Annotated in this window: 26 protein-coding genes; 9 read left to right on the top strand and 17 right to left on the bottom strand. The window is 73.7% G+C overall.

Features of this window, described 5'->3' with window-relative positions; translation table 11 throughout:
* Window positions 1-6: 6 nt before the first annotated feature.
* Both ACQ393_RS07520 and ACQ393_RS07515 read right to left on the bottom strand, forming a co-directional pair.
* Entirely contained in the window at window positions 7-894 is an 888-nt protein-coding gene (locus ACQ393_RS07520; protein WP_430646206.1) for an LLM class flavin-dependent oxidoreductase, read from the bottom strand.
* Between the two features lie 9 nt (window positions 895-903).
* Window positions 904-1941 (bottom strand): EamA family transporter, encoded by a 1038-nt coding sequence (locus ACQ393_RS07515; protein ID WP_430646205.1) that lies wholly within the window; start codon window positions 1939-1941, stop codon window positions 904-906.
* A 94-nt stretch (window positions 1942-2035) separates the two neighbouring features.
* Between ACQ393_RS07515 and ACQ393_RS07510 the strand changes: the two genes are divergently transcribed.
* Window positions 2036-2584, top strand: coding sequence for a CGNR zinc finger domain-containing protein (locus ACQ393_RS07510; RefSeq protein ID WP_430646204.1), 549 nt, complete (start codon window positions 2036-2038; stop codon window positions 2582-2584).
* Window positions 2585-2599: 15 nt separating this feature from the next.
* Here the strand turns inward: ACQ393_RS07510 and ACQ393_RS07505 are convergent, their stop codons facing one another.
* The 3 genes from ACQ393_RS07505 to rpsO form a co-directional block, all read right to left on the bottom strand.
* Entirely contained in the window at window positions 2600-3763 is a 1164-nt protein-coding gene (locus ACQ393_RS07505; RefSeq protein ID WP_430646203.1) for an aminopeptidase P family protein, read from the bottom strand.
* A 208-nt stretch (window positions 3764-3971) separates the two neighbouring features.
* A complete protein-coding gene (locus ACQ393_RS07500) occupies window positions 3972-4535 on the bottom strand; it encodes a type 1 glutamine amidotransferase domain-containing protein (protein WP_430646202.1) in 564 nt (187 codons plus the stop codon).
* A gap of 227 nt (window positions 4536-4762) precedes the next feature.
* Window positions 4763-5032, bottom strand: coding sequence for a 30S ribosomal protein S15 (rpsO, locus tag ACQ393_RS07495; RefSeq protein WP_127793104.1), 270 nt, complete (start codon window positions 5030-5032; stop codon window positions 4763-4765).
* A gap of 465 nt (window positions 5033-5497) precedes the next feature.
* Between rpsO and ACQ393_RS07490 the strand changes: the two genes are divergently transcribed.
* The 5 genes from ACQ393_RS07490 to ACQ393_RS07470 all read left to right on the top strand — a co-directional run bounded on the left by ACQ393_RS07490 (window position 5498) and on the right by ACQ393_RS07470 (window position 9927).
* On the top strand, window positions 5498-6097 hold the full coding sequence (locus tag ACQ393_RS07490) for a hypothetical protein (protein WP_430646201.1): 600 nt from the start codon (window positions 5498-5500) through the stop codon (window positions 6095-6097).
* 54 nt (window positions 6098-6151) lie between these two features.
* Window positions 6152-7249 (top strand): NAD(P)-binding domain-containing protein, encoded by a 1098-nt coding sequence (locus ACQ393_RS07485; protein WP_430646200.1) that lies wholly within the window; start codon window positions 6152-6154, stop codon window positions 7247-7249.
* 53 nt (window positions 7250-7302) lie between these two features.
* Window positions 7303-7671, top strand: a complete 369-nt coding sequence (locus tag ACQ393_RS07480; RefSeq protein WP_430646199.1) for a DUF488 domain-containing protein — start codon at window positions 7303-7305, stop codon at window positions 7669-7671.
* Window positions 7672-7814: 143 nt separating this feature from the next.
* Window positions 7815-9197 (top strand): DUF222 domain-containing protein, encoded by a 1383-nt coding sequence (locus tag ACQ393_RS07475; protein ID WP_430646198.1) that lies wholly within the window; start codon window positions 7815-7817, stop codon window positions 9195-9197.
* A 262-nt stretch (window positions 9198-9459) separates the two neighbouring features.
* Complete coding sequence (locus ACQ393_RS07470) at window positions 9460-9927, top strand: hypothetical protein (protein ID WP_430646197.1); 468 nt, start codon at window positions 9460-9462, stop codon at window positions 9925-9927.
* Between the two features lie 7 nt (window positions 9928-9934).
* Here ACQ393_RS07470 and ACQ393_RS07465 read toward each other — a convergent pair whose 3' ends face one another.
* Window positions 9935-10780, bottom strand: a complete 846-nt coding sequence (locus ACQ393_RS07465) for a CPBP family intramembrane glutamic endopeptidase (protein ID WP_430646196.1) — start codon at window positions 10778-10780, stop codon at window positions 9935-9937.
* A gap of 113 nt (window positions 10781-10893) precedes the next feature.
* Between ACQ393_RS07465 and ACQ393_RS07460 the strand changes: the two genes are divergently transcribed.
* A complete protein-coding gene (locus tag ACQ393_RS07460; RefSeq protein WP_430646195.1) occupies window positions 10894-12072 on the top strand; it encodes a M4 family metallopeptidase in 1179 nt (392 codons plus the stop codon).
* A 10-nt stretch (window positions 12073-12082) separates the two neighbouring features.
* On the top strand, window positions 12083-12544 hold the full coding sequence (locus tag ACQ393_RS07455; RefSeq protein ID WP_430646194.1) for a protealysin inhibitor emfourin: 462 nt from the start codon (window positions 12083-12085) through the stop codon (window positions 12542-12544).
* On the opposite strand, the gene ACQ393_RS07450 is transcribed toward ACQ393_RS07455, so the two are convergent.
* From ACQ393_RS07450 to ACQ393_RS07400, 11 genes are all read right to left on the bottom strand, one after another.
* Window positions 12513-13268, bottom strand: a complete 756-nt coding sequence (locus tag ACQ393_RS07450; RefSeq protein ID WP_430646193.1) for a lysoplasmalogenase — start codon at window positions 13266-13268, stop codon at window positions 12513-12515. The two genes, ACQ393_RS07455 and ACQ393_RS07450, sit on opposite strands and share 32 nt — an antisense overlap.
* Before the next feature lie 131 nt (window positions 13269-13399).
* Window positions 13400-14263 carry an anti-sigma factor domain-containing protein gene (locus tag ACQ393_RS07445; protein WP_430646192.1) on the bottom strand — a complete coding sequence of 288 codons (864 nt, stop codon included), beginning with the start codon at window positions 14261-14263 and terminating at the stop codon, window positions 13400-13402.
* Window positions 14244-14813, bottom strand: a complete 570-nt coding sequence (locus tag ACQ393_RS07440) for an RNA polymerase sigma factor (protein WP_430646191.1) — start codon at window positions 14811-14813, stop codon at window positions 14244-14246. Before ACQ393_RS07440 ends, ACQ393_RS07445 begins: the two co-directional genes overlap by 20 nt.
* Before the next feature lie 165 nt (window positions 14814-14978).
* Entirely contained in the window at window positions 14979-15671 is a 693-nt protein-coding gene (locus ACQ393_RS07435; protein ID WP_430646190.1) for a class F sortase, read from the bottom strand.
* Window positions 15672-15676: 5 nt separating this feature from the next.
* Window positions 15677-16510: a DUF4397 domain-containing protein gene (locus ACQ393_RS07430; RefSeq protein WP_430646189.1), complete on the bottom strand. Its 834-nt coding sequence runs from the start codon at window positions 16508-16510 to the stop codon at window positions 15677-15679.
* Between the two features lie 233 nt (window positions 16511-16743).
* Window positions 16744-17115, bottom strand: coding sequence for an FKBP-type peptidyl-prolyl cis-trans isomerase (locus ACQ393_RS07425; protein ID WP_430646188.1), 372 nt, complete (start codon window positions 17113-17115; stop codon window positions 16744-16746).
* Window positions 17116-17271: 156 nt separating this feature from the next.
* Complete coding sequence (locus ACQ393_RS07420; protein WP_430646187.1) at window positions 17272-17691, bottom strand: DUF779 domain-containing protein; 420 nt, start codon at window positions 17689-17691, stop codon at window positions 17272-17274.
* A gap of 13 nt (window positions 17692-17704) precedes the next feature.
* A complete protein-coding gene (gene exaC / locus ACQ393_RS07415; RefSeq protein ID WP_430646186.1) occupies window positions 17705-19228 on the bottom strand; it encodes an acetaldehyde dehydrogenase ExaC in 1524 nt (507 codons plus the stop codon).
* 137 nt (window positions 19229-19365) lie between these two features.
* Window positions 19366-20649, bottom strand: coding sequence for a GAF domain-containing protein (locus tag ACQ393_RS07410; RefSeq protein WP_430646305.1), 1284 nt, complete (start codon window positions 20647-20649; stop codon window positions 19366-19368).
* A gap of 78 nt (window positions 20650-20727) precedes the next feature.
* Window positions 20728-21915: a PrsW family intramembrane metalloprotease gene (locus ACQ393_RS07405; RefSeq protein WP_430646185.1), complete on the bottom strand. Its 1188-nt coding sequence runs from the start codon at window positions 21913-21915 to the stop codon at window positions 20728-20730.
* A gap of 9 nt (window positions 21916-21924) precedes the next feature.
* Window positions 21925-23373 carry an FAD-binding oxidoreductase gene (locus tag ACQ393_RS07400; RefSeq protein ID WP_430646184.1) on the bottom strand — a complete coding sequence of 483 codons (1449 nt, stop codon included), beginning with the start codon at window positions 23371-23373 and terminating at the stop codon, window positions 21925-21927.
* Window positions 23374-23446: 73 nt separating this feature from the next.
* Between ACQ393_RS07400 and ACQ393_RS07395 the strand changes: the two genes are divergently transcribed.
* Window positions 23447-25042, top strand: coding sequence for an AlkA N-terminal domain-containing protein (locus ACQ393_RS07395; RefSeq protein ID WP_430646183.1), 1596 nt, complete (start codon window positions 23447-23449; stop codon window positions 25040-25042).
* Window positions 25043-25088: the final 46 nt, after the last annotated feature.

The raw sequence follows: 25088 nt of genomic DNA, 5'->3' as shown, positions 1-25088 counted from the left end.
GGCTGGTCAGCGCAGGCGGGGCAGCCGCGACCCGATCTCCTCGAGCACCGCCTCGCTCCCCGAGTAGAGGCCGTGCTCGCGGGGGCGGTGCGCCACGACATCCGTGAAGCCGAGCTCGCGCGCGCGGCCGACGGCGTCCTCGAACGCGGCGACGCTCCGCATCGAGTAGCGGCTGTCGTCGTCGAGCGAGAGCACTCGGTCGAACTCGCCGGGCTCGCGACCCTCGCCGACGAGGGCGTCGTCGAGGCGCGCGGAGAGCTCGGCGAGGCCGGCCCACCACGCGGCATCCGTCGCCGCGGCGCCGCCCGTGGTCACCCAGCCGGAGCCGTGGCGCGCGGCGAGCCGCATGGCCCGCGGTCCGTTCGCGGCCATCAGGAACGGCATGCGCGGCGCCTGCGCCGGCTCGCCGACCATGCGCGCCGCCACCGCGGAGAAGTGGTCGCCGGAGTAGGAGATGCCCTCGTCCGAACCGCGCTCGAACCGGAGGAGCACGTCGAGCGCCTCGGTGAATTCGCGGAAGCGATCGTGGCGTTCGCGCGCGGACAGCTCCGACTGGCCGAGCACGTACGCGTCGAAGCCGGTGCCGCCGGAGCCGAGTCCGAGGATCAGCCGGCCGCCCGCGAGCTGGTCGAGCGTCGCGACGTCCTTCGCGAACGGCACGGGGTGCCGGAAGTTCGGGCTCGCGACGAACGTGCCCAGGCGGATCCGCTCGGTGACCATCGCCGCGGCGGTGAGCGTCGGGACCGTGGCGTGCCAGCGCTCCCCGGCGAGGCCGCGCCACGAGAGGTGGTCGTAGGTCCACGCGTGGTCGAAGCCCAGTTCCTCGGCGCCGCGCCAGAGCCGGCCGGCCGCGGGCCAGTCGTACTGGGGCAGGATGACGAGGCCGAAACGCATGGCCCGAGCCTATGCCGAAGTGGCGATGGGGCCCGTCGGCAGCTCCGTGCGGGATGCGGCGCCGGGTCCGGAGGGCGGATCGATCGACGCATCGGCCGGGACCGGGAGGACGTCCGGGTCCGCGACCAGCGCCGCCGCGTCCCGCGGCGTGCGCTCGAGCTTGACGAGCACGATGCCGCCGAGGATCAGGGCGCCGCCGAGGATCTGCAGCGGCCCGAGCGCCTCGCCCAGGAGGAGCCAGCCCACGATCCCGGCGAAGATCACCTCGGAGAGGCCGAGGAACGACGACAGTCGCGACCCCAGCAGGCGGATGGCGGCGATGCCCGCCGAGTACGCGAAGGCCGTGGAGACGGCGCCCACCGTCAGGAGCGGCACCCACCATGGCGCAGTCCCGCCGAGGAAGTCGACCTCGACGAGGGCCGCCTCCATCGGCATGAGGCCGAACAGCCCGGCGATGCCGAGCGCGGCGGCTCCCACGACGAACCCGGCGGCGATGAGCGCGACGGGCGGCAGTTGCTCGGTCGCCCGCTCCCCGATCGCGTAGTAGACGCAGACCCCGATCATCGCGATCGCGGCGAAAGCGAGGCCGAGGGGGTCCAGGTTCCCGCCGCCGGGCCCGATCACGAGCCAGAGGCCGACCAGCGCGAGGGCGGAACCGCCGAGGACGATGAGCTGCGGCATCCGCCTCGTGCTCGCCCAGGCGAACAGGACGAGCGCGATCGGGGCGAGGTACTCGATGAGCAGCGTCATCGATACGGGGATGCGCTCGAGCGAGGCGTAGAACGCGAACTGGACGCCGGCGACCGCGACGATTCCGTAGAGCAGGATGGTCCAGCGCGCCCGCCAGAGGGGCCGGAGGTCGAAGCGCAGGGCGATGAGCGCGGGGACCACGAGCAGCGCGGCCGCGATCGAGATCCGGGCGAGGACCGCCGCGCCGGGCGACCATCCCGCCTCGAGGAGCGGTTTGACGAACACGCCGCCCGCGCCGAACGCCAGGCCGGCCGCGAGCCCGAGCGCGATGCCGACGATCCCCCGTGATGCACGCACGGCCGCCCTCCTCCACAGTCCGCACGCCGTCGGCCCCGTCAGGACCGAACGTCGTTATGCTCGTCACAGTAGCTCGACGGATGTCAGGAGTCAAATGATTTTCACCGATGACACGGTCGCGGCCCTCGGGTTCATGGCCGCGGTCGCCGACACCGTCCCGGGCGCCTCCGAGTCGGGCGACGACGAACTCGCCACGACCGCCCAGCTTGCGGGCCTCCTCGACGTGTGGGGCTTCTCCGGCCGTCGCGACGGCGACGAGCGCGAACTCGACGAGGTGCGCGCGGTGCGCGACCGGCTGCGGGAGGTCTGGACGCTCGAACGCGACCCGATGGCGGGCGCGGTCAACGCGATCCTCGAGGAGGCGCACGCGATCCCCCGCCTCGTTCGGCACGACGAGCTCGACTGGCACATCCACGCCGTGTCCCAGGAGCGTCCGCTCGGTGAGCGCATGCTCGTCGAAGCCGCGATGGCGCTCGTCGACGTCATCCGCGCCGACGGCATCTCCCGGCTCGCACGCTGCCAGGCCGACGACTGCACGGGCGTCTTCGTCGACCTCTCGAAGAACGCGTCGAAGCGCTACTGCAGCACGCGCTGCGGCAACCGGATGGCGACGCGCGCCTATCGGGCTCGCAGCGCGGAGTGAGGAGGGGCCTCCCCCTCAGCGCACGATCGCCATCTCGTGCGGGGTGGAGTTCAGCCGCCGGCCGCCGTCGGCGGTGACCGTGACGATGTCCTCGATGCGCACGCCGAAACGGCCCGGCAGGTAGACGCCGGGCTCGATCGAGAAGCACATGCCCGGCTCGAGCGGCGTCTCCTCGCCCTCGACCATGTACGGCGGCTCGTGCGTGGTCAGGCCGATGCCGTGGCCGACGCGGTGGATGAAGTACTCGCCGTAGCCCGCGTCCGTGATCACGGCGCGGGCGACGCGGTCGATCTCCTGGCACGGCACGCCGGGCCGCACCGCCTCGAAGCCCGCCTGCTGGGCGCTGACGACGAGCGCGTGCACGGCGCGCTCCTCGTCGGTCGGTTCGCCGACGTGCACGGTGCGCGTCGTGTCGGAGCCGTATCCGTGCTTCAGGCCGCCGAAGTCGAGCACGACCATGTCGCCCTGCTCGATGACGCGGTCGCCCTGCTCGTGGTGCGGGTCCGCCCCGTTGGGGCCCGAGCCGACGACCGTGAAGTCGACCTGCGAGTGCCCGTGGGCGACGAGCCCGGCGGCGAGGTCGGCGGCGACCTCGCGTTCGGTGCGGCCGGCGAAGCGCACGCCGAGGATCTCGCGGTACGTGGCGTCGGCCGCGGCTCCCGCGGCGGCGAGGCGTGCGAGCTCGTCGGCGTCCTTCACGGCGCGGAGCATCGGCAGGGCGGTCGTCATCGACACGTAGGAGGTCGTCGCGAGGCGGTCCTGCAGGCCGAGCACGTGCATCGCCCAGGCCGAGTCCGACATCGCGTACCGTCCGGGCTCGAGCAACGGGGCGGCTGCGACGTACGGGTCCTCACCGTCCGACCAGTCGAGGAGCCGCAGGATCGGTGCGGCGGCGGCCCGCTCGGCGTCGGGACGCTCGAGCTTCGGCACGACGAGCGACGGATCGCCCTCGACGGGGATCACGAGCATCGTGAGGCGTTCGGTGATCGCCACGGGCAGGTAGCCGGTGAGGTAGCGGAGATCGGGTCCGGGCGTCACGACGAGGCCCGCGAGCCCGGCGTCGGCGGCGGACCGGGCGGCGCGGCGCATGCGCGCGGCGAAGTCGTCGGCGGTGAAGGGGGCCGGGACCGGCTCGGGCGTCGACGCGGGCGGGCCGTCCGAGGTCGTCGATCCGCCCATCGCGATCCCCCTCCCGGCGCGCGGCGTCGTCGCGCGCGATCGGGTGGAGGCTATCCCGCAGGCGTCGCCGCATCCGGGCCTTTCGGCCCGCGCGCAGCCGGGTGCCCGAGCGAGCGGATGCCACGGCGCGCGCCGCCGTGGCGTGTCGCGCCGCGGCATCCGTGCTCCACCGGCGGGCGGCCCGGGCCGCCCGGGCCGCCCGTCCCGGTCAGGTCGTCTGGCCGGCGTGCCGACCCTCCGCGATCTCCTCGATCGCCTTGTCGATGAACGCGGGCAGGTCGTCCGGGTTCCGGCTGGAGACCAGTCCCTGGTCGACGACGACCCCCTCGTCGACCCAGCTCGCGCCGGCGTTGCGGAGGTCGGTCTGCAGGGAAGGGTACGACGTGATCGTGCGGCCGCGCACCACGTCGGCCTCGACCAGGACCCATGCGCCGTGGCAGATCACCGCGACGGGCTTGTGCTGCTCGAAGAACCCGCGGGCGAACGCGACCGCGCCCGCGTCCATGCGCAGGTGGTCGGCGTTCACCACGCCGCCGGGCAGGACGAGGGCGTCGTAGTCGTCGGCAGAGGCCTCGGCGACGCCGCGATCGACGTCGAACCGGTCGCCCTGCTCGATGTGGTTCATGCCGAGGACGCTGCCGTCGGCGGGCGAGACGAGGTGGGTCGTGGCGCCCGCCTCCCCGATCGCGTTCCACGGCTCGGTGAACTCCACCTGCTCGAACCCGTCGGTGACGAGGAACGCCACGCGCGTGCCGTCCAGTCGTTCGGTCATCGTGTTCTCCCTTCGGCGTCGGAGCGATCGACGCTACGGCGGGGCCGAGGGGGCGTTCAATGGGCTTGACACGCGGGCGGCGTCAGCCACGGGCCGCATCAGCCGCGGGCCGCGTTCCGCGCATGACGAAGGCCCCCGGCGGGCTCGGGTGAGCCGGCGGGGGGCCTTCGCAAGAAGTTCGCGGTGTCATCGAGAGCCGCGCGGCCGCCTGTCGGCGGCGGGTGCGCTCAGCGACGCAGACCGAGACGCTCGATCAGCGAGCGGTAGCGGTTGATGTCGACGTCGGCGAGGTAGCCGAGCAGACGACGACGCTGACCGACGAGGAGCAGCAGGCCACGACGCGAGTGGTGGTCGTGCTTGTGCTCCTTGAGGTGCTCGGTGAGGTCCTTGATCCGCTTGGTGAGGATCGCGATCTGGACCTCGGGGGATCCAGTGTCACCGGGGTGAGTCGCGTACTCTTCGATGATCGCCTTCTTGATGTCTGCATCCAGTGCCATAGATGGGATCCCTTCTTCTCGTTGCGCGCTGCCCGGGGCCTGATGCCTGGGCTCTCTTGATGCGCGGCCGTTTCACGGCAACCTCAAGATTCTAGCAGAGCGGATGCCGCGGGCTCGCCGCCCCCGCGCCCGCTCGCGGGTGCCGGATCACCCCCCGTCGGCGGGATACCTGCGCGTCGCCCATGCGAGTAGCGTGCTGCCCGGATCGGATCCCTCATGGCGTCGGATGACGAACGGCGGAGACAGCTCCAGGCCCGGGTCTACTCACGGGCGGGTCGCGACGAGCCGCGCGCGCAGCGCGTGGACCCGGAGACGGGTGACGTCCGATGGGTGAGCGCGAGCGAGTGGGAGCTGGTCGAACTCGACCGCCCGGGAGCGGCTCGAGCGGCCTCGGACCCGGCGCCGCGGAGTGAGGGCCCGAGCCGGCCGAGCCCGGCGGATCGCCCTGCGGGCTCGGCGGACCACGTGACCGGCGCACCTCGATCCCGACGGCGCACGGGCACGGTGGCGATCCTGATCGCCGCAGCGCTCATGATCGCCGTCGGCGGGTTCGCCTGGGCCTGGTCCTCGTCGCGCTCCGCCGAGTCGAGCACCTCGCCGGTCGAGCTCGTGGTCGTCCCCGGCACTCGGGCCTGGGCCGAGGCGGGGTCGGCGGCCGGCGATGCCGCGCCGATCGGCGGGACGATGGCGGTCTTCCAGGATCCCGATCGGAGCCGGGGGTCGCTGCCGGGCTGGCTCGAACCCGTCTTCCCGTCCTCCCGGGTCGCGCAGGTGCTCGGTCCGGACGGCCCGATCGCGGGCGTCGGCGTGTACGCGGTCACGACGAAGGACCTCGTCGCCTGCCTGATCCTGCGGATCGAGGCGCGTCGCCTGGTCTGGGACTGCACTGCGGTGCGCACGCTCGCCGCCGACGGCCTCGTGATGCGGACGGCCATCCCCGCGGGCCTCGGCTCGGGCAGGGACCCCGACGGTGATGGGATGTCGGGCGACGCTGCGGTCACCGAGCTCCTGATCGCGGAGTGGCACGCCGACGGGACGTTCCGCGTCGCGCTCGAACCGCGGTGAGCTCGGGCGCCGAGGGCGTGGAATACGCCGGACGCGGTCGCGGTTCCGGCATGCGTGGATGCAGTGTCGGTGGACGTCGCCGTGATCGGCGCCGGGCAGGCCGGGCTCTCTGCCGCGCATCACCTCCGCCGGCGCGGCTTCGTTCCCGTCGGCCAGGCGCCGGGTGCCGCCGACACCTTCGTGCTGCTCGATGCCGACCCGGCACCCGGCGGCGCATGGCAGCACAGATGGGCGTCGCTGCGCATGGGGACGGTCAACGGCATCCACGAGCTGCCCGGTCACCCCGTGCCGCCCGCCGACCCGGCCGCGCCCAGCCGAGAGGTGCTGCCGCGCTACTTCGCCGAGTACGAACGCCGGTTCGACCTCGACGTGCAGCGGCCGGTGCGCGTCCGGGCGGTGCGCCGCGCCGACGAGGATCCGCACGGCCGGCTCCTCGTCGAGACGGACCGGGGCTCGTGGGCGGCGCGGTACGTGATCAACGCCACGGGCACCTGGACCCGGCCGTTCCGTCCGTACTATCCCGGGATCGATCGGTTCCGCGGCCGGCAGCTGCACGTCGCCGACTACGTCTCGGTGGACGAGTTCGCCGGGAAGCGGGTGATCATCGTCGGCGCCGGCGTCTCGGCGGTCCAGCTGCTCGACGAGATCTCGCAGGTCGCCGAGACGACCTGGATGACCCGGCGCGAGCCGCAGTGGATCGAGGAGGACTTCGACGTGCCCGCCCGCACCGCCGTTATCGCCGGCGTCGAGGCGCGGGTCCGCGAGGGCCTGCCGCCCGGCAGCGTGATCGCGGTCACGGGCATGCACTGGACGCCGTGGGCGCGGGCGGCGCAGGCGCGCGGCGTGCTGGTGCGCCATCCGATGTTCGCCGCGATCGAGGAGGACGGCGTGCGCATGCCCGACGGGTCGTTCCGACCGGCCGACGTCATCCTGTGGGCGACGGGCTTCCGGCCGGCGCTGGACCACCTCGCGCCGCTCGGCCTGCGCACCCGCGCGGGCGGCTTCCGGGTCGCCGACACCCGGTCGCTCGACGACCCGCGCCTGTTCCTCATCGGCTACGGGCCGTCGCAGTCGACCGTCGGCGCGAACCGGGCCGGGCGGGCGGCGGTCCAGCAGATCGTCCTGGAGCGTCGGGCGGCGGTCGCGGCGTAGGGGTTCGCCGGCTGCCGTTGCCTGCCGGGCCGGGCGGGGAGCACACTGGCCGCATGGCCGTCGCGATCAAGCGCGTCTACGATGCCCCCGAGGCATCCGATGGCGTCAGGGTGCTCGTCGACCGACTGTGGCCGCGCGGCATCTCGAAGGAACGCGCCGAGCTCGACGAGTGGGCGAAGGATGCCGCGCCCTCCCCCGAGCTGCGGACCGAGTGGCACCACGCCGGCCCCGACCGCTTCGACGAGTTCGCCGCGCGGTACCGCGCGGAGCTCGACGGCAGCCCGGCGGCGCGAGCGCTGCTGGACGTCGCGCGCGCGCACGACCGCGTGACGCTGCTGTTCGGCGCGCGGGACCCTGTGCGGAACCACGCCGCGGTGCTGCGCGACTGGCTCGGCGAGCAGGGGGCTGCGGTCGAGGGGTGAGGGCGGATGGCGCCGGCTCAGGCCGTGCGCGGCTCCACGACCGGATCCGCCGCCGCGTCCGTGCGATGATTGCGCACTTGACCGGCGGTTTCGTGTCTCGCCTCGCCCCCTCCGATGTCAGAGGGTCCTGATTGGATGGACCCATGCCAGCGATCCTCGACCTCCCCGCCGAACAGGCGCTCGAGTTCGAGTTGGCCGCGATCGCGAGCGCCGAGCAGCTGATCCGGCGGCTGCATGCCGACCGGTACCGGGCCGTCCAACGGGCGCGTGATCTCGCCACCGAGGTGGCGGGCATCACCGAGTCGAGCCGGGCTGGCGATCGCGACATTGCCACGCGGTCGTTCGTCGCCGAGCTCGCGACGACGCTCGGACAGCACGAGGCATCCGCCTCTCGCCTCGTCGCCGAGGCCGAGCGCCTGACCGGGCCGCGCGTCGCGACGCTCGACGCGCTCGATGCCGGCGAGGTCGCGCCGACGCAGGTTCGCTCGGTGCTCGAGCTCACGCGCGGCGCGCCTTCGGAAGTCGCCGACGCCGTGGAACGGGTCGCGCTCGACGCGGCGGCGGCTGCCGTCGCCGATGGCGTCGTCTCGACGAACGCCGACGTGCGCCGCCGCATGCGGAGGGTCCGCGAGCGACTGCTGCCCGAACCGCTGGTCGACCGGCGCGCCCGTGCCGCGGCCGACCGTCGCGTGTGCGTCGAGGCCGCCCCCGACGGCATGGCCTGGCTGAGCCTGTTCCTCGAGGCCGAGCGCGCGTTCGCGATCGAGCGCCGGCTCGACGTGCTCGCCGGTCGCGAGGCATCCGACGACCACCGCACGAGCGCGCAGCGCGCGACCGACCTCGCCGCCGACCTGCTGCTCTCCGGCACGCTCCCCGACGACGCGCGCACGCGCGACGCGGTCGCCGGGCCGACCGGTGCGGTGCAGCCGCGCCTCAACGTCACCGTGCCGGTGCTCACGCTGCTCGGCCTCGGCGACGAGCCCGCCGACCTCGAGGGCTACGGGCCGATCGACGCCGAGACCGCCCGCATCATCGCCGCGCACGCGCCGTCGATGCGGCGCATCCTCGTGCACCCCGAGACCGGCGCGACGCTCAGCTACGGGCGCGAGCACTACCGCGCACCGGCCGACCTCGACGGCTACGTGCGCGTTCGCGACGGGCAGTGCCGGTTCCCCGGCTGCAACCGCCGCGCCGAGCGCGCCGACCTCGATCACACCCGGGCCTGGGCGCACGGCGGCGAGACCTGCGCCGCGAACCTCGCCGTGCTCTGTCGCCACCACCACCGCCTGAAGCACGAGGCGGGCTGGCGGGTCGCACTCGAGGCGAACGGCATCATGCGCTGGACCTCGCCTTCCGGCCACGTGCTGCGCACGACGCCGGAGCGGCGATTCGAGCCGGTCGGTGCGGGTGAGGGCGTTCACCCGCCCGATCCACCGGAACCGGCCGATCCACCCGATCCTGGGGCCCCCGTCGATGCCGAAGCCCTGGAGTTGCTCGACTCCGACCTCGAGCCGGCGCCGTTCTGACCGATCACTCCGACCGATCACGCAACGCGATGTCGGCGGGTCGTCGCATCCTGCTCTACGTGCCGTTCGCACGGTCGGCAGTCGCCCGGATGGAGCCCCCGCCCCGGGGCCGGAACCGGCGCGTCGACGCGACGCACCCGGTCCGGAGCGCCCTACCGCTCGTACCGCACCGCGCGCATGGTGCACGGCATGTCCATTGCCGGCAGCGCCGGATCCTGTAGGGCGTGCGACCATGGAATCGAGAGCCTCGAGATCGCGACGTATGACCGACTCCCCACGACGAACCGACGAGCGCACGGGACTCCCGCCGCGCCGGATCACCGCGGCCGTGCTCGCGATCGGCGCCGTCGCACTCGCCATCACCGCGACCGTCGCCGTCGACGAGACCGTCTCGCGGGCGACGACGTCGACCTCGCCCGTCGCGGCGGTCGTCGTCGCAGAGCACACGGAGGAGCGCCTCGTCGCCGACCGGCGCGGCAGCCGCTCCGCACCGTTCCGGTACGTGACCGTCGAGCTTCCCGATGGGACCACCGCCGACGTGCGGAGCGACGACCTCGCCGTCGGGACGGAGGCCGAGGTCTACCGCAGCGACTCCGGCGCCGTGTTCGAGACGCCGCCCGAGGCGCCCGGCGCGATCGAGTGGGCGGTGTGCGCCGGCGCCGTCGCCGGCGCGATCGCGCTCGGAGCGGGTTCGGTGCGCGCCATCCGGCCCTCGCGGCAACGGGACTGAACCCGCGCTACCCCGCCGGCTCCAGCGGGAAGATCGCCGGCCACCCGTTGTGCGCGTAGACGATCACGCAGAACACGACCGCGTCGAACAGCAGGTGCACGATGAGCACGTACGTCAGCGACTTCGTGAGCTTGAACGTGTAGCCCTGGATCAGCGCGAACGGAATCGTCAGCAGCGGCCCCCACGACTGGTAGCCGAGTTCCCACAGGAAGGAGACGAACACGATCGCCTGCAGCAGGTTCGCCTGCCACGTCGGGAAGTGCCGGCGCAGCAGCGCGAACACGGTGCAGATGAAGAAGAGCTCGTCCCACGTGCCGACCGCGTTCACGCCCACGAACAGGCGCGCGATCTCGTTCGGCTCGGTGACGGTCGGCCAGTTCTGGTAGACGCCCGAGGTGATGAAGTAGAACGGCAGGATGAGCCATCCGGCGAAGGTGACGAAGATCAGGTAGAGCCACTGGGTGCGCGTCCAGCGGCGGCCGGTGCGCCACGGGAACCGGATGACGCGCTCCCGGTAGAGGAACCGCGAGATCAGGAACGGCACGGCCACGGCGAGCCCGAGCACGACCGCGAAGCGCACCATGGCCCCGTTCGTGAGCTCGGCCTTCAGCGAGATGGTCGAGATGATCGCCTGCCCGATCGCGATGAGTGCGAGATCGGGCAGCAGCCGCTCGGTGCGGCCCGACCGGTCGACGAGCCAGGCGATGACGAGCCCGACGACGAGCATCGCGTATCCGGGCAGGCGCAGCTGGAATCCGAACAGCAGCACCGCGGCCGAGCACACGAGCACGGCAGGGATGAGCGCGATCGGGTGGGTGCGCACCTCGGAGGGCGCGGCGACGGCGGCGGTCACCCCTCAAGCTTGTCATGGGCCTGGGCTGGGCATGGGCATGGGGATGGTCCTGGGGACCGGGCGTTCACGGCGGGGCGCCCGCCGCTGTCGGCGGCGCATGTCAGCATCGACGCATGATCCGGATGCCGCAGCCGCACGCACCGCGCGAATCCCACCGCCGCGCGGGCATCGTCCCTCCCTACCTGCTGCTGCGGATCGCCGCGGCGCCGGAGTACTTCGACGTCGCCGCCGAGGCCGCGCGCCGGTCGCTGCTGCGCGACGAGCCCATGCGCGATCTGCGCGTCGAGGGCGCCCACCCGGGGCTGCTGCCGCACGAGCACACGCGATCGTCGACGCTCGAGCGCGAGGGCGTCGGCGCTCCGGGGGCTGAGCGCGGGCCGGTCGCCGAGGGCGACGAGAGCGACTCGGCCGCGGCCCCGGAGCCCGCTCCCGACCGCCGCATCTCCGACGCCGAGGGCGCCGAATCCCTGCCCGGCCGCCTCGTGCGCACCGAGGGGCAGCCCGCGACCGGCGACGCCGCCGTCGACCAGGCGTACGACGGCCTCGGCGAGGTCTGGGCGCTCTTCGAGCGCGTCTACGGCCGCGATGCGATCGACGGTGCGGGTTCGCCGCTCGAGGCGACCGTGCACTTCGGGGACCGCTACGACAACGCGTTCTGGGACGGCGAGCGGATGGTGTTCGGCGACGGCGACGGCGAGGTGTTCCGCGGGTTCACGCAGTCGCTCAGCGTCATCGGGCACGAGCTCGCGCACGGCGTCACCGAGATGACCGCGCGGCTGCGCTATCGCGACCAGTCGGGTGCGCTCAACGAGCACGTCTCCGACGTGTTCGGCGCGCTCACCGAGCAGTACGCGATGGGGCAGGATGCCGAGGCGGCGACCTGGCTCATCGGCGAGGGGATCTTCACCGAGCTCGTCCAGGGTCGCGCGCTCCGCTCGATGCTCGAACCCGGCACGGCCTACGACGACGACGTGCTGGGTCGCGACCCCCAGCCGTCGCACCTGAGCGACTACATCGAGACGGATGCCGACAACGGCGGCGTCCACCTGAACTCCGGCATCCCCAACCGCGCGTTCGCCCTGGCGGCCGTCGAACTCGGCGGATTCGCGTGGGAGCATGTCGGGCGCGTCTGGTACGACACCCTCACGGGCGGCACGCTGAAGCCGAACGACGGGTTCGCGGTGTTCGCCGCGGCGACGCTCGCCGCCGCGCGCGAGCGCTTCGGCGAAGGCTCGCGCGAGGTCGAGGCCGTCGGCAACGGCTGGAGCGCCGTCGGCATCGAACCGGAGTAGCATCCGGACCATGGAGGTCGAGGTCACCCGCAGCGGCGGCCTCGCGGGACTGCGGTTGACGTGGACCGTCGAGGTCGAGAACCAGCCCGATCCGGAGGAGTGGGTGCTCCTCGTCGAGCGCCTGCCCTGGAGCGAGACGCCGCCCGCGCCGCCGGAACCCGACCGGTACGTGTACCGGATCCGGTGCGAGCCGCACGAGGCGACCCTCGCCGAGCGGCAGGTGCAGGGTCCGTGGCGCGACCTCGTCGACCGGGTGCGCGACGTCGCCGACCCCGCACGCGGGCGGGGCGGGGTCGACGGGCGCCGCGCTCCGGCGCCGGCGGAGCCCGAGCCGACCCGATCGCCGCAGGATGCCGCGCGGACCGAGCGCGAGCCCCGGTCCGAGCCCGAGCCCGAGCCCGGCTCCGAGTCCGAGACCGAGCCCGGAAGCGCGGCCCCGCCTATCGAGCAGGACCGCCGACCCGACGCGTGAGCACGCCGAGCGCGATGAGCCCCTGCGCCGCGAGGTAGGTCGACATCACGACGAGGTCGTGCGCGGCGAACTCGTAGCCGGGCAGGAACCGCCCGAGCGCCAGCACCGAATCCGACACGACGAAGAGCGCGCCGCCGAGCGCGACGAGTCCGCCGAGGCCTCCGGCGAGCGCGGCCATCGTTCCGAGCACGAGCCCGTAGACCGCGACCGGAACGAGCAGACCGCCGAGCCCGGGCGCGAGGAGCGCGAGGAAGCCGGCGAACCATGCGGCGTACGCGAGCGTCCACCACGGCAGTCGGCGACCGGCGGCAGGCAGCCGCACGAAGAGCACGACGTACGCCACGTGCGCGGCGAGGAAGGAGAGCAGGCCCGCCACGAACCATCCGTCGCCCGAGCCGGTCAGCAGCGCATCGCCGCCCCACGAGAGGGCGATCGCGGAGATGAGCAACGCCGCGGTCGAGCGCCTGCGAGGCCGCGCGAGCACGACGGCGACGACGATCGCGGGCATCAGGAGCAGCTTGGACGCGGTCACGGCGCCGGCGCCGAGATCGGCCGCCAGGACGACGAGGTGCACCAGGCTCAGCGCGACGTACGGCACGAACGCCACGCTCAGGCGACGGCGGTCCGCGCGGGCGAGCGGGTCGGGCAGGTGCGGTTCCACGTCGCCGAGCGGCGCGGCGGAGCCGGGTGCGGGGGCGGGTGCGGCGGGGGCGGGCGGGGTCACGTCGTCGTGCCTCTCGGGTGCGGGGAACGGGCGGGCCGCCGACGATCGCGTCGAACAGGTCGGCGCCGGCCGCGTCGACGATCTCCGCGGGGTCAGCCGCAATCTACCGGACCGGCGCGACCGGCTTCACGTCACGCCGCGCCGAGCTCCCCGCGGACGATCGAGTCCCCGGAGTGCGCGGGATCGCCGTCGACGGGCTCGGCCGAGACATCCACGAGCGGGTACTCGTCGAGGTCGATCCCCGCGGGTACGGCGAGGCGCACCGAGTCGCCGTCCATGAGCCCGAGGCTCACGAGGCCCGACGCATCGGCGCGGATGAGCCACACCTCGCGGACCTCGCCGGCGGGCACCTCCGTCGCGAGGTCCACGAGGATGGTGCGCTCGCCCGCTGCATCCTCCTCGACCGTCGCCGTGCCCGCCGCGTCGTCCCAGCCCGGGAAGGCGTCGAGCTCGGCGGTGGCGAGCACCGTGTTCGCGTCGGGGTCGATCCCGTCCCCGCCGACGCCGGTGATCGCGACGCCGATGCCGACGCCCGCGACCAGGCCGACGACGGCCGCCGCCGCGGCGACCAGCCACCAGGTGCGTCGGCGCGAGGGTCCGCCGGCAGCCGCGGCCGTGCTGCGCGGGCGGCGAGGCACGACATGGCGGAGCGGTGCCGGTTCCGGCGCGTCCGGTTGCGATGCATCCGGTGCATCCGGTGCCGATGCCGGTGCGCCATCCGCGAGCTCATCCGCCGCGAGCGCATCCCCCGCGAGCGGGTCGGGCGCGAGCTCCGGGGCCAGCCCGAGCTCCTCGTGGATCCGCGACCACACCGCGGACGGCGGCGGTTCGAGGTCGCCGTCCGGCGCGTCGCGCCCGAGCTCGACCGTCCGGGCGAGCGCCGCGTACTCGGCCGAGCAGGCCGTGCACGACGACAGGTGGGCGCGGACGTCACCGTCGGGCTCTCCCCCATCGAGGGCCAGCACGGCGAGCTCCTCAGGCTCGATGTGGTCCATCCTCCACCTCCCATCGTGATCGCAATCGACTCAGACTTCGCCGCACGTGACTCTTCACCGTGCCGATCGGCAGGTCGAGGGCCTCGGCGATCTGCGAGTGGCTGAGCTGGTCGTAGAACGCCAGCTGCATGACCCGCCGCGGCACCGGCTCGAGCCGGCCGAGCTCCTCGGCGACCATCGCGCGCTCGGCGAGGTCGTCGTCGACGGCGGTCGAGGCGACGGATGCCTCGGCGACGAGACTCTCCTCGAGGCGCCGGGCTCGGGCACGGGCCTCGTGCGCGTCGGCGATCCGGTGCTTCGTGATACCCACGATCCACGCGCTGAGCGTCGATCGCGTCGCGTCGAACGTCGCACGCCCGCGCCACGCGGCGAGGTAGACCTGCTGCGTCACGTCCTCGGCGTCCGTGCGGTCGCCCAGCGAGCGGAACGCCAGGCGGAAGACCAGCGGCGACCACCGCGCGTAGGCCTCGCGGAGGGCTCGCTCGTCGCCGGCGGAGAACTCCTCCGCGAGCGCGCGGTCGTCCAGGGTGTCGAAGGCGATCGGATTCACCGTGCGGCGCTCATCCTCTCGTCGGGCCCGGTCGGGATGACCCCGGCGCGGTGGAACCTGGCGGGACCGCACGTCGACCGTGACGGGCGGCGGCGCCGCGGCGGTCGGCTGCGGCGTGGCCATCAGCATATCGACTCCCCCTCCCGGATCCGGTCGTGCACGGGATCACGTCGGGACGGCCGTGACCACGAGGTTGCTGAGGTAGCGCCTCGCCTCGTAGTCGAACTCACCGCCGCAGGTGACGAGTGTCAGCCGCGGCGGACCCGATCGATCGAAGGCGGCGTCCCAGTCGACGTCCGCCTTCTCGGTGACCGCCGTCGACTCCACGGCGAAGGTGTGGCGCATGCCCGCGGCATCCGTCACGACCACCCGCATACCCGGGGTCGCGTCCTTCAACCGCGCGAACGGCAGGACCCGGTACTCGAGCGAGTCGACGTGGGCGGCGATCACGGTCGAGCCGGTCTCGGATGCCGGGGCGGGTCCCCACCGGTACCAGGCGGCGACGGCGGGATCGTCGAAGAGCCCCATCCGGCCCTCGGCGTCGAGTCCGACGGGTTCGACCGACATGTCGATGCCGAGGTCGGGCACCTCGATCCGGACGGGCGCAGACGCCGGAGCCGCACGGTTCTCACCGAGGGACGCCGACCGCCGCGGCACCTCGGGAACCGCGGCCGGCGGGGCCGCGGCGGCCGGCGCGGCCCCGGGGGCCACGGACGCCGTCGGCGGTGCGGTCGCGACCGGCGTCGCGGCGCCGTCCTCGGACGACGACGCCGCGACGCACCCGGCCACGAGCGCGAGCACGGCGGAGGCCGCGACCAGGGACCCGAACGCCCCGGCCGCGACCCCCTTCCCCCGCATCCGGATCAGCGCTCCGCCTTCGACGCGGCCACCGCGCGGGTGGCAGCCGCGGTGAGCGCGATCGCGGCGAGGATGCCGACGCCCACGAGCGCCCACATCCCGAACTGCTGCTCGGGGGCGTTGGTGGCGACGAGTCCCGCAGCACCCGCCGGAACGCCGTCGGGGCTCGAGTGCATGCCGGTCACGGTCTGCACCGCGAGCTCGAGGGTGTCGTCGTCGAGGCTGCCCCACGCGTAGACGATGGTCAGCGTGCCCTCGGCGACGTCGACGGGAGCCGGCCCGAGCACCGGGTCGGTCGTGCCCGCCGCGGCGACGGACGCCTCGACGGTGCCGGCGGGCAGGTCGAGCGTCTGCTCGTCGGGGTTCTCGAGGCCCGAGATGACGGCCTCACCGCCGGCGAGCACGTCGACGGCGGGCGCGGCGGCCACGTGGCGGACGGTCAGCCGGCCCTCGCCGGCCGCGATCTCCGAGACGTCGTTCGTGAAGAGGGTCGCCGTCGGGTTGCCCTCGGCGTCGAGGTGGGCTGCTGCGGTGTAGTTCCCGCCCGCCTCGAGCGGCAGGTCGACGGGCCCGATCGCGGGCTCGGACGCGTCCGCGGCATCCGAGGCGGTGATCGCGACGGAGTAGGTGCCCGCCGGCAGCTCGAGCGGGCCGGCGAGGTCGCCGGGCTCGAAGTCGTCGAGCGTGAGCTCGTCGTTCACGTAGACGTCGACCGTGAGGCCGGGCACGCCGTGCAGCACGGAGAGCATGGCCGCGTCCTCCGCGGCGTTCGCGGGTGCGAGCCCGCCGAGTGCGATGAGCGCTCCGGCGCCGATGCCGGCGGCGACGATCTTCTTCATGGTGTCCTCCTGGTGTGGCCCGCCTCGGCGGGGTTCCCGCGTCAGCGGGGCGGAAGTTGCCTGACACCACTTGCTTCCAGCAGAGGCCGCCGATCGGATGCACATGCATGGAAAATCTTCCGACCACGCTCCCGGATCCGACCGTGATCCGTATGCGATCGTCGTCGCCGGGCACGACGAAGGCCGGCGCCCCTGGCGGGTGCGCCGGCCTCCGGACCGTGCGTGGGCTCGGGTCAGCTGACGCCGAGCAGGTCGATCACGAAGATCAGGGTCTTGCCCGAGAGCGGGTGCCCGCCGCCGGCCGGGCCGTACGCCTGCTGCGGCGGGACGGTGAGCTTGCGGCGCCCGCCGACCTTCATGCCGGGGATGCCCTCCTGCCAGCCGGCGATGAGCGCCTGCAGCGGGAAGTTGATCGACTGGCCGCGGCTCCACGACGAGTCGAACTCCTCGCCCGAGTCGTACTCGACGCCGAGGTAGTGCACGTCGACCGTCGAGCCGCGCGCGGCCTCGGGGCCGTCGCCGACGACGATGTCCTCGATGACGAGCTCGGCGGGGGCCGGACCCTCGGGAGCCTCGACCTCGGGCTTGCTGTTCGTATCAGTCATGCGTCCATCAAAACGGATGCCGCGTGCCGACTCAATCCGGGACGCCCGTCCACACGGGTCTTGTGCTGAGGGCGAACACGTTGCAGTCTGGTCCCCTAAGAGCTCGTCGCCCCGGAGTGCTGTCGGCTGAGGCCACACCGCGGGGCGACGAGTTTCTCACTCCTCCATGAGCCGCGAGCGGATGAGGAACCTGACGCCCTCGGGGGCCTCGAGGGAGAAGCCGCTCCCCCGGCCCGGCACGACGTCGACCGTGAGGTGCGTGTGCCGCCAGTACCGGAGCTGCTCGGCCGATATCCAGAACGGCACGACCCGGCCCGAGCCGAGGTCGAGCTCGCCCAGCAGCACGTCGGCCGCGCTCGTGGCGAAGTCGCCTGAGGGGTAGCACATCGGGGCGCTGCCGTCGCAGCATCCGCCCGACTGGTGGAACATCAGCGGCCCGTGCTTGGCCCACAGCGTCGCGAGCAGGACGCTCGCCGCGGGCGTGAGCTCCACCCGCGGCGAGACGTCTCCCGGCACCGTGACCGACGCGACCACGCGTGCGGCGAGCGCCGCGACATCCGTCGTCTCGATCGTCATGGCCGGCTGCCGATCAGAAGAACCCGAGCGGGTTCTCGCTGTAGCTGACGAGGAGGTTCTTCGTCTGCTGGTAGTGATCGAGCGCCTGCTTGTTGTTCTCGCGACCGATGCCCGAGGACTTGTAGCCGCCGAACGCCGCTCCCGCGGGGTACGCGTGGTAGTTGTTCACCCACACGCGGCCGGCCTGGATGTCGCGACCCGCGCGGTACGCCTCGTTGCCGTTGCGGCTCCAGACGCCGGCGCCGAGACCGTACAGGGTGTCGTTCGCGATGCGGATGGCGTCGTCGTAGTCCTGGAAGCTCGTGACCGCGACGACCGGGCCGAAGATCTCCTCCTGGAAGAGGCGCATGCGGTTCTCGCCCTCGAAGATGGTCGGCGCGACGTAGTAGCCCTCGCTGAGGTCGCCGCCGAGGTCGACGCGCTCGCCGCCGAGCAGCAGCTTCGCGCCCTCCTGCTTGCCGATGTCGATGTAGCTCAGGATCTTCTCGAGCTGGTCGTTCGAGGCCTGCGCGCCGACCTGCGTCTCGGTGTCGAGCGGGTTGCCCTGCCGGGCGAGCTTGGTGCGCTCGATGGCGTCGTCGAGGAAGGTGTCGTAGATCGACTTCTGGATGAGCGATCGGCTCGGGCAGGTGCAGACCTCGCCCTGGTTGAAGGCGAAGAGGCTGAAGCCCTCGAGCGCCTTGTCGTAGAACGAGTCGCGGCGGTCGGCGACCGACTCGAAGACGATGTTCGGGCTCTTGCCGCCGAGCTCGACCGTCGACGGGATGATGTTCGCCGACGCGTACTGCAGGATGAGCCGGCCCGTCGTGGTCTCGCCCGTGAACGCGATCTTGCGGATGCGGTTCGACGAGGCGAGCGGCTTGCCGGCCTCGACGCCGAAGCCGTTGACGACGTTCAGGACGCCGGCGGGCAGGAGGTCCGCGATGAGCTCGACCAGCACGAGGATCGACACGGGCGTCTGCTCGGCGGGCTTCAGGACGACCGCGTTGCCCGCGGCGAGCGCCGGGGCGAGCTTCCACACGGCCATGAGCAGCGGGAAGTTCCACGGGATGATCTGGCCGACGACGCCGAGCGGCTCGTCGAAGTGGTAGGCGACCGTGTCCTCGTCGAGCTGGGTGAAGCTGCCCTCCTGGGCGCGGATGAGGCTCGCGAAGTAGCGGAAGTGGTCGCTCGCGAGCGGCAGGTCGGCGTTCAACGGCTCGCGGATGGACTTGCCGTTGTCCCAGGTCTCGGCGACCGCGAGCAGTTCGAGGTTGGCGTCGATGCGATCGGCGATCGCGTTCAGGATGGCGGCGCGGTGCGCGGCGCTCGTGCGGCCCCATGCCGGGGCGGCCTTGTGCGCCGCGTCGAGCGCGGCCTCGATGTCGGCCGCGGTGCCGCGGGCGACCTCGGCGAACGGCCTGCCGTTCACCGGCGAGATGTCGTCGAAGTAGGCGCCCTCGACGGGCTTCACCCACTCGCCGCCGATGAAGTGCTCGTAGCGCGGCTTGAACTGGATCAGTGCGCCGGCGGTGCCGGGCGCGGCGTACACGGTCATCGTGTCTCCTCGTGACGTCGTCGTCATGCCCTCGGAGTGGGGCGATCGACACGGTACGAGTCCGGGCGTTGCGGCCCGGTTGCCCCAGGGTTGCAGGAGGGTTGCAGTGCGGGCGACGGATGCCGCGGGCTCGCGGCTCAGCGCAGCGCCGCGTCGATCCGCTCGAGGTGAGCGACGACCGACGCGCGTCGCGGAGAGCGCGGCGGCAGCACCTCGAGGAGGGCGCGCCAGAGGTCGGCGTCGTAGCGGTGCTCGTCGCGCTCCGCGAAGGCGGCGAGGAGGTCGGGCGAGGCGTCGGCGAGCATCGATTCGCGAAGGCGACTCGCGAGCTCGTCGCGGAGCTCGACGATGCCGGGGGCGACGGACGCGGGCAGGATCGGCCCGGGGTACTGCTCGAGGGCCTTGCGGAGCGATCCCTGCCCGATGAGCTTCGGGACACGGGCGGCGTCGAGGTCGAGCTCGCGCGCGAGCCGGTACGGGCGCGATTCGAGCGGCGGTTCGCCGGCCGCCTCGAGTACCCGCCGAAGGCGCGTCACCTCGGCGCGGAGCGTCACCGGCGAGGCATCCCGCTCGTAGACGAGCGCGGCGAGCCGGTCTGCGGCGATCCCGTCGGGGCGGCAGGCGAGGAGCGTCAGGATCTCCGCGTGCCGCGGGCTCAGCTCGTGCGCGCCGAGTCGCGGCCGCTGCGCGCCGAGCACGGTGAGCGGCGTGCGCGGGGCGGGCACGGTGCGCATGCGGGAGCGGCGGATGGTGGCGTGCACGCTCGACTCGAGGTTCGCGATGCGGAGCTCGGCCTCGACCGCGGCGACCGTCGCCGAGACGAGCGAGAGCGTGTGCGGTGCGACGGCGAGGTCGGTGCCCGTGATGTCGATGACGCCCAGCAGGGCGCCCGTCACCGGGTCGTGCACGGGCGCCGCCGTGCAGCTCCACGGGTGCACGATGCGGTTGTAGTGCTCGGCGCCGCGGATCTGCACCGCGCGGTCGAGCTGCAGCGCGGTGCCTGGCGCGCTCGTGCCGATGCTCGACTCCGACCAGTCTGCGCCCGCGACGAAGAGCATGTCCTCGGCCCGTCGTCGCAGGTGCGCATCGCCCTCGACGAAGAGCAGCCGCCCCTGCGCGTCGCCCACTGCGACGACGAGCCCGGCGTCCTCCGTGCCGTCGACCAGGAGTCGCCGGATGACCGGCATGACGGGTGCGAGCGCGTGGCCGGCGCGATAGGCGCGGAATTCGTCCTCGTCGAGCTCGATCCGCGGCAGCGCCCGGTCGGGGTCGATGGCCCCGCGGATGGCGCGCTCCCACGATTCGCGGACGACCGGGCGGAGGCTGAGCGGCACGACGCCCGTGGCGATCGCATCCTGCTGGGCTCGCAGCAGCCGATCGCGCAGGGCGCCCACGTCGCCCCGCGGCACCTCGTTCGGCATGGGCACGCCGTCTCCGATCGCCGTCGATCACCTCACGGTTGCGGCAAGCATAGACCGGCGGAGCGGCGGTCGTCCGGGTCAGGCCGAGATCGCGGCGCGGTCGCGCGTGACGGCGTCGAGCAGCGCGCGCTCGTCGGCGTGCCGGCGCACGTCGGCCCGCCCCGTTGCGATGATGTTGCGCGTGAACGCCAGCCGCGTGGCATCCGCGATGAAGCGCTGCACCTGCGCGGTGCGCGGCGGCTGCTGCGCGCGAGCCCAGGCGAGGGCGGCCCTCCGCCCCGGCCACGTCGAGAGGCCGTCGACCTCCTCCTGGCTGAACCACCCCGCGGCGGCGTACTCCGAGAGCCGCGTGCGCGTCACGCGCTGCTCCTCCCGGCGGAGGAGGACGGTCACGACGATCGCGGCGATGAAGATGGGCACCTGCACGGTGAAGTAAAGCGCGAACGCGTCGGCGAAGGCGAGCGAGCCGTTCCAGAAGGCGTGCAGCAGGATGGCGGCGACGAGGCCGACCAGGAACCATGCGACGACCCCCGCACCGCGCCCGCGCCGGGCGGCGAAGCCGATCGCGACGCCCGTGCATGCCGTGAAGAGCACGTGGGCGAACGGCGAGAACAGCCCGCGGATGATGAACGTCGTGCCGAGCTCGCCCGCACCGCCCTCGATGAGCGCGGCACCGAAGTAGAGGATGTTCTCGGTGAAGGCGAAGCCCGCCGCGACCGTGGCGCCGTAGACGAGCCCGTCGACGGGCCCGTCGAAGTGCGACCGCGCGAGCAGGAAGATGAGGAGGACCCCGAGGCCCTTCGCGAGCTCCTCGACGATCGGCGCCTGCACGACGGCCTGCAGCGCCTCGTCGGTCGTCGCGCCGTCGGGCGAGGCGAACGCGGCGAACAGCTGCACGCCGAGGTCGACGATGAGCGCGATCGCCACCGACACGGCGGCGCCCCAGAGGAAGGCGAGCCAGAGCGCCCAGCGCGGTTCGGGCTCCCACCGGTCGATCCAGCGGACGGCGAACAGCACGATCGCGAGCGGCACGAGCGCGACGAGCGTGCCGACAGCGACCACCGACGCGCCGAGCGAGACGGCGAGGTAGCCGGCGACGAGCACGGCGACGAGGCCGGCGATCGCGATGACCACGACGATCGCGACGCCCGCGCCGAGGCCGGTGCGCGCGCGGGCCGGCACCACGTGCGCGAACGCGGGGTCGGCCGGGAGCGGCTCACCGGCGTTGATGTGCCGATACGGGTCGGGCGGCGGCGTCAGGCTCACGCGGGAAGCCTAGCGATCGCCGCCGTCCCCGGGAGGGAACATCACGCCCGGGTTCAGGATCCCGGCCGGGTCGAACACGGCCTTGATGCGCCGCTGCAGGTCGACCGAGGCATCCCCCAGCTCCTCGGCGAGCCAGCGGCGCTTCAGCACGCCGACGCCGTGCTCGCCGGTCAGCGTGCCGCCGAGCCGCACCGCGGCGCGGAAGAGCTCGTCGGCCGCCTCCCAGACGTGCTCGGGCACCTCGTCGCCCTCGAACACGAAGTTCGGGTGCAGGTTGCCGTCGCCGGCGTGCGCGAGCGTCGGGATCTCGACGCCGTACCGGGCGCCGATCCGGGCGATCTCGCGGAACATCTCAGGCAGGCGCGAGCGTGGCACCGCGACGTCCTCGATGAGCACGTTGCCGCGCGAGGCGAGCGCGGGCTGCATCGCGCGGCGGATCTCGAGCAGCCGGTCGCCGGTCGCGGCATCCGTCGACCTGGTCACCCGGCCGCCCGCCTCGGCGAACACGCGCGCGATCGTCTCGGCCTCGATCGCGGCGTCGCCGGCGTCGCACTGCGCGAGCAGGAACGTCTCCCCCGGCGCGAACTGCGCGAGCGGCGTGCCGGCGAGCGCGTCGGCGCCGAGGTGCTCGGCGACGCGCGCGAGCCCGACGGGGTCGATGAGCTCGAGGATGGCGGGGCGCACGCGCGCCGCGGCGACGCCGCCGACCGCGACGCCCGCCGACTCGACGTCGGGGAAGGCCGCCGCCACCGTCTCGATCGGTCCGGGCACGACGGGTCGGAGCCGCAGGGTCGCCTCGACGATCACGCCGAGCGTGCCCTCCGACCCGGTGAGGAGCGCCGTGAGGTCGTACCCCGTGACGCCCTTCACCGTGCGGTGCCCCGTCCGCAGCAGCGAGCCGTCCGCGAGGACGACCGCGAGCCCGAGCACGCTCTCGCGTGTCACGCCGTACTTCGCGCAGAGCAGCCCGCCCGCGTTCGTGGCGATGTTGCCGCCGATCGACGAGATCGTCCGGCTCGCGGGGTCGGGCGCGTACCAGAGCCCGCGCTCGCGCGCGGCGCGGTCGAGGTCGCCGTTCAGCACGCCCGGCTCGACGACCGCGAGCTCGTCGACGTCGTCGATCTCGAGGATCCGGTCCATGCGCGAGAGGTCGAGCACGATCGAGCCCCGCGTCGAGATGCCGCCGCCCGCGAGGCCGGTTCCGGCGCCGCGCGGCACGACCGGCGTGTGCGTCGCGGTCGCGATGCGCATGAGCTCCTGCACGTCGGCGACGGATGCCGCGTGCACCAGGGCGATCGGGGGCGCGTCGCTGCGCCATCCCGAGCGGTCCTCGCGCACGGCGTCGAGGCCGGGACCGTCGAAGGCGACCCGGTCGCCGAACGCCGCGGCGAGGTCGGAGCGCACCTCCCCGGCGCGGTCGAGCAGGTCGGCGGCGGGCGATGGCGCATCGGTGGGCATGGCACCAGCGTAGCGACGCCGCGATGTCCGATTCCCGCTATGCAGGACGGCGATCGGATGCGACGCTGTGAGGGTGACCACGACCGCCCGACCGCATCCCGCGCAGCGACGCGTCTCGCACGGCACGACCCGTCCGGACCCGCTCGCCGACCCGGCCTTCGCGGAGAAGTACCGCGCGATGCTCGCCCGCGACGCGCGCTTCGACGGCCAGTTCATCACCGGCGTGCACTCGACGGGCATCTACTGCCGGCCGAGTTGCCCGGCGGCGGCGCCGAAGCCGGGGAACGTCACGTTCTACCGCACCGCGGCCGCCGCCCACGAGGCCGGGCTCCGCGCGTGCAAGCGCTGCCTGCCCGACGCCGTGCCCGGCTCGCCCGAGTGGGACCTCGACGACGACCTCGCCGCACGCGCCATGCGGCTCATCGCCGACGGCGTCGTCGAGCGCGAGGGCGTGCCGGGACTCGCGTCGCGACTCGGCTACACGCCGCGCCACCTCACGCGCGTGCTCACCGCCGAGCTCGGCGCCGGGCCGCTCGCCCTCGCGCGGGCGCACCGCGCCCAGACCGCGCGGGCGCTCCTCACCTCCACGTCGATGCGCGTCTCCGACGTCGCCTTCGCGGCCGGCTTCGGCAGCATCCGCCAGTTCAACGACACCGTGCGCGCGGTCTACGAGCGCAGTCCGCTCGAGCTGCGCGCCTCGGCCCGCGCGCGGCGCGGCGGTCGGGTCGCGGCGGCGTCCGGCGCCCTCCTCGGTGCGACGGATGCCGCGCAGCCGGGCGCCGGCGACGCGGGCGTCGTGCGGCTCCGCCTGCCGGCCCGGCCGCCCTTCGACGCCGCGGGCGTCTTCGCATGGCTCGCGACGCGCGCGCTCGACGGCGTCGAAGTCGCGGCGCCCGAGCGCTACGAGCGAACGCTCGCGCTGCCGGGCGGGCCCGCGCTCGTCCGACTCGCGTCGGTCGACGACGCCGCCGCGATCGACGTCGAGGCGCACCTGACGGGCCTCGCCGACCTCGCCCCGCTCGTCGCACGGGTCCGGCGCCTGTTCGACCTCGACGCCGACGCCGACGCGATCGATGCGGCACTCGGGGCCGACCCCGTCCTCGCGCCGGCCGTCGCCGAGGCCCCCGGCATCCGCATGCCCGGCAGCCTCGACCCCCACGAACTCGTGGTCCGTGCCCTCGTCGGCCAGCAGGTCTCCGTCGCGGCCGCGCGCACGGCGCTCACCCGACTGGCCGCCGACCTCGGCGAGCGGATCGAGCTCGGCGGGAGCACGCGAACCCTGTTCCCCACCGCCGCGGCCATCGCCGAGCACGGGGCCGACGTGCTCCGCGGCCCCGCAGCGAGGATCCGGACCATCGTCGACGTCTGCGGCCGGCTGGCCTCCGGCGACCTCGTCGTCGCGCCCGAGCGCGAGCGCGGCGAGCTGCGCTCCGACCTCCTCGCGGTGCCCGGCATCGGCCCGTGGACGGCCGGGTACCTCGCGATGCGCGTCACGCGCGAGCCCGACGAGCTCCTCGTCTCCGACCTCGCGCTCCGGAACGGCGCCGCCCGCCTCGGCCTGCCGTCGGACGCGAGGGCGCTCGCCGCGCGCGGCGCTGCCTGGGCGCCCTGGCGCAGCTACGCGTCGATGCACCTGTGGCGAGCCGCGGCATCCGCATTGTCGACGTGACGGAGCACGCCGCCCGGTTCGTTGTACGTTCTGCACAGCGGCCGCG

This window comes from Agromyces sp. GXS1127, assembly GCF_050565425.1.
Classification (GTDB): domain Bacteria; phylum Actinomycetota; class Actinomycetes; order Actinomycetales; family Microbacteriaceae; genus Agromyces.
The sequence above is the reverse complement of the archived record's forward strand: the minus strand, read 5'-3'. Positions and strand labels throughout refer to the sequence as shown.